Origin of the sequence: Bacillus sp. SIMBA_008 (assembly GCF_046535495.1) — a bacterium.
In the GTDB taxonomy this organism is placed as follows: domain Bacteria; phylum Bacillota; class Bacilli; order Bacillales; family Bacillaceae; genus Bacillus; species Bacillus subtilis.
Genome location: NZ_JAWRWL010000820.1, coordinates 1 through 256 on the forward strand (window position 1 = coordinate 1; position 256 = coordinate 256).

The 256-nt window shown below is 72.3% G+C and carries 1 protein-coding gene; it reads left to right on the top strand.

Annotated features, from left to right (window positions below):
• Nucleotides 1–256, top strand: a 256-nt coding sequence (locus SB658_RS25610) for a DNA glycosylase family protein (RefSeq protein WP_410603266.1), incomplete at both ends; no start/stop codon positions are given.

Below are 256 nucleotides of genomic sequence, written 5' to 3' on the forward strand. Positions count from 1 at the left end.
GGCGCGCGCGACGATCCCACGGGCTTCGACGCGTCGCGGCATCCGCTCATCGCCGAGGTCGCCCGGCGCCACCCCGGCATCCGTCTCACGCGCACCGATGAGATCTTCGACGCTCTCGTCGGCTCGATCCTCGAGCAGAAGGTCACGGCGGTGCAGGCGTTCGGCGCCTGGCGGTTCCTGGTGTCGCGCTTCGGAGAACGCGCGCCGGGTCCCACTCCGCGCCCGATGTTCGCTCCTCCCCCGGCATCCGTCTGGC